Source organism: Streptomyces sp. NPDC006691 (assembly GCF_042869955.1).
Taxonomy (GTDB): Bacteria; Actinomycetota; Actinomycetes; order Streptomycetales; family Streptomycetaceae; genus Streptomyces.
This window is the reverse complement of sequence record NZ_JBIAGW010000050.1, coordinates 1-3,696: the sequence shown is the minus strand read 5'-3', so window position 1 is coordinate 3,696 and position 3,696 is coordinate 1. Positions and strand designations below refer to the sequence as shown.

The window sequence follows — 3,696 nt, the reverse complement described above, 5'->3', positions numbered from 1 at the left end:
CCCTTAAGGCGCGATACGGGGTCCGGGGCGGAGCCCCGAACCGGGGGTGCAGGGGGCGCAGCCCCCTGCGGGGGTCCGAGGGGCACAGCCCCTCAGGGGGTCTGGGGCACAGCCCCAGGGAGGACCCGAACCCACCAACCCCGAGTCACGGGCGGGAGGGCGGGCAAGGTGCCCGGGGTCTGGGGCGGAGCCCCAGGGGCCGAACCCAATCAACCCCGGGTCACGGGCGGGCGGGTGGGCAAACCCCCCGGGGCTACAGCTCGCGGACCTCGAACGTGTCCAGCGTGAACTCCGCCACCCCGTCATCCCCCACCTTCCGCAACCCCACCCACGCCACGCCGCCACCCTCACCCGGCGCCGTGAACTCGTACACGTGCGTGGCCGGTTCGGCCGCGACGGCCAGCGGGACGCGGGTCAGCTCGCGCGGCGCCGGGGCGTCGACCCCGGTGATCCAGGCGTACTGGCCGGCCAGTTCGCACTCGTACCGGAAGGACACCCGGTACCGGCGGCCGGGCAGGAAGCGGACCGTGTGGTCCACCGTCCGGTAGACGAGGCCCTCGTTCTCGCCCCGCGACTTCAGCGACTGCGTACCGTCGACGACGTCGTCGATCGCTTTGCCGTTCCAGCCCCGCTGGGTGAACCGCGCGTGCCGCTGCGCGATGTGGGTGCGCGGGTCCGTGGAGCCCCCCGCGTCGCCCTTGACGAAGACGCCCCAGCCGGACGGCACGTCCTGGAAGTCCTCGTGGGCGAGCACCCCCGGCTTGCCGACCGCCCGCGCCCGTACGACGCGCACGTTGTCGAAGCGGACCCGGGCCTCCCCCGCGTCCGCCCTCAGCGTGAGGGTGACCGGGCCGCCGCCGGCCGGGACGGTGAAGGGCACCGACATGCGCTGGAAGCGGGTGTCGTGCTTGCGGTCGGCGGCGACGTAGTTGCCCGCGGTGGAGGCGTCCGTCCAGTTCGTGGCGGTGGCCCCGTCCGCGGTGCGCACGTCGAGCGCGGCCCGGCGCCGCTCCCCCGCCCGCTCGCCGACCTCGACCTGTACGGAGGCGGAGTACGTGCCGGGCGCGAGCCGGGCCAGGCGCTGGGTGACGGTGGCCGCTCCACCGCCCGGCAGAACGAGTTCGTAGTCGCCGAGCGCGCTCAGGACGACCTTCGCCAAGCCGTTGACCTGCCACCCTTCCAGCGTGCCCGAGTTGAACCCGGGGTCGCGGACGGGCGTGAACTGGCCCCAGGAGGGGTCTCGTTGGGGGCGGGTGCGCTCGCGGTGGAGGACGTACGGCCGGCCCGCCGCCGCGTCCGGAACGGTGACCGAGCCGGCGCGGACCGGGAGGTCGGCGACGTGCACGCGGCCCTGGTCGGTCAGGCGGTAGAGGGAGACCGTGCGCAGGCGCGACCAGCCGCGCGGCAGGCGCCAACTGGTGCTGCCTCCGGCCGGGTTGTAGTGGTAGAGCTTCTCGGGGTCGGTGGCGTTGCGGGGCTCCCAGGGCAGGAGATAGGTGCCGGCGTCGTACACGAGGCGGCCGTCGGTGGTGATGCGGCGGGCACCGGTCGCGTCGGAGACCGAGGTGGGGACGGGCCCGGCGAAGGTGATCTCGTTCTCGCTCCAGCGGGCGATGGGGTGGGCCTGGAGGTATTTGGCGGGCAGCGACTCCGTCCAGATCAGGTCGTAGAACGTCTTCCAGTCCGTCTTGCCGGTCCAGCCCTCGAAGTTGCCCATGTGGGCGTGGCCGAGCAGGGTCGGCCACTTGTTGGCGAAGACGTCCTTCTGGTGGTGCCGGACGAAGCGGATGAGGCGGGAGTTGATGCCGCGCGAGGTGTCGGGGCCGTAATCCGTCTCGTTGGCCCAGTGCGACCACAGCGAGGAACGTTCCAGGCCGTGGCCCCATTCGGAGGCGACGAGCCAGCCCTGGTCGCGCAGGGCGCGCTGGAGACGGTCGGAGGTCCAGCCGGATTCGCGGAACACGTCGAGGTAGATCGCGTTCAGACCGCGGTCGGTGTCGCGGCGCAGGTCGGCGAAGCGCCTGACGATGTCGCCCGAGACCAGGTCGCGGCGCTGGTCGATGCGGTAGGACTGGTCGAGCCAGTCCCACTGCCGGTTGGTCTTGTCGACGAGGGTCTCGGAGAAGGCGTTCGCGACCGGGTAGGACTCGGTGGCGTTGACGTGGACGGCGAAGTCGCTGTTCCACTTCTTGCCCTCGCGGACGAGGGAGTTGAGGTCGTCCAGGCCGCCGGCCCGCTGGTTGTAGTTGCCGGCGTAGTCGGGGTGGGCCGAGTCGTGGCCCTCCGACTGGTAGCCCTTGAGCAGGGTGTACTGGCGCAGCCCGTCGGTGGCGAGCGAGATCCGTTTGACGTTGTCGAGGGTGGCCAGGAACGGGTTGGTGGCCTGCGAGGCGAAGTTGAAGGGGATGTGCGGGACGACCCGGAGGTGCTGGTCGTCGGCGCCGAGCGGGGTGACCATGATGTCGCGGAACGCGATGGCGGCGTCCTGCCAGTCGACGGTGCCGTCGCCGTTGCGGTCACCGGTGACGGTGACGGTGGCGTACGGCAGGGGCTCGGTGGCGCCGGTGGGCGCGGTCGCGGCGCGGTGGGTCCACTGGCCGGGGGCCAGCTGCGCCTTGACGTAGCCGTCGCGTTTCAGGGTCTGGCGCCACAGCCGGCCGTTCTCCCAGGTGGCTCCGGGAGTGGTGTCGGGCCTGTCGTAGACGGTGTTGGTCTCGATGGCGCCGCCGAGGCCGTGGTGGGCGAGGACCGCGTAAGCGCAGCCGGTGGGTTTGGCGTCGGGGGCGGTGTCGGAGGTCGGGGTGATCAGGGTGTCGCCGCTCTTGGCCTTGTCCAACTGGATCTGCGCGGCCAGGAGTTGGGCGCCGGGCTGGTCGCTGCGTACGGACAGCAGGGCCAGGCCGGGGATCTGGAGGGTCCCGACGCGCAGGGCGGGGGTGTCGTCGATGCGGGTGATGCGCCAGTCGACGCGGTGGCCGTCGACCCGGATCTCGGCGCCGATCCGGGTGCCGCCGTCGAAGGCGAGGGTGTAGGTGATGCGGTCACGGGCCGCGCGCGAGGTCACCTTCGGGGTGTGCGGGGTGTTGTCGATGAGGACGGCGGTGACGGGGTCCTCCTGGCCGTGCAGGACGGCGCCGGTTTCGCGGTCGGTGTACGACACGATGCGGGGGAAGGCGGTGTCGACGCGGACGTCGAGGGCGGTGGAGCGCAGTACCGCCTCCCCGGCCGGCAAGGTGGCGGCGAGGGCCGCCGAGGGGATGCCCAGGGCGGCTCCGGCCCCCGCGAGGGCGGTGGCCGCGACCACCGTCCTGCGGTTCGGTCCGTGCTGGTCCCCGTGCTGGTCCCCGTGCTGTTCGGCGTTCACGCGGGCTCCTTGTCGTGGCGGCTTGCGGTGCGGCTTGCGGTGCGGCTTGCGGTGCGGGCCACGATGTTCCGCTGGGTGCGGGTGCGCCCATGGACAAAGGGGTGGGACGTGTTGGACTAACGGGTTCCCCCGGCGCCCGCTGGGGCTCCGCCCCAGACCCCGGGGGGCCTGCCCACCCGCCCGCCCGTTGCCCGGGGTTGATTGGTTCCGGCCCCTGGGGCTGTGCCCCAGACCCCCTGAGGGGCTGCGCCCCTCGGACCCCCGCAGGGGGCTGCGCCCCCTGCACCCCGGTTCGGGGCTCCGCCCCGGACCCCGTATCGCGCCTTAAGGGC

The 3,696-nt window shown here is 72.9% G+C and carries 1 protein-coding gene; it reads right to left on the bottom strand.

Going from position 1 to position 3,696, the window contains the following annotated elements; genetic code table 11:
- Positions 1–253: 253 nt before the first annotated feature.
- Positions 254–3,364 carry an endo-alpha-N-acetylgalactosaminidase family protein gene (locus ACFYNP_RS38310; protein ID WP_388792082.1) on the bottom strand — a complete coding sequence of 1,037 codons (3,111 nt, stop codon included), beginning with the start codon at positions 3,362–3,364 and terminating at the stop codon, positions 254–256.
- Positions 3,365–3,696 lie beyond the last annotated feature (332 nt).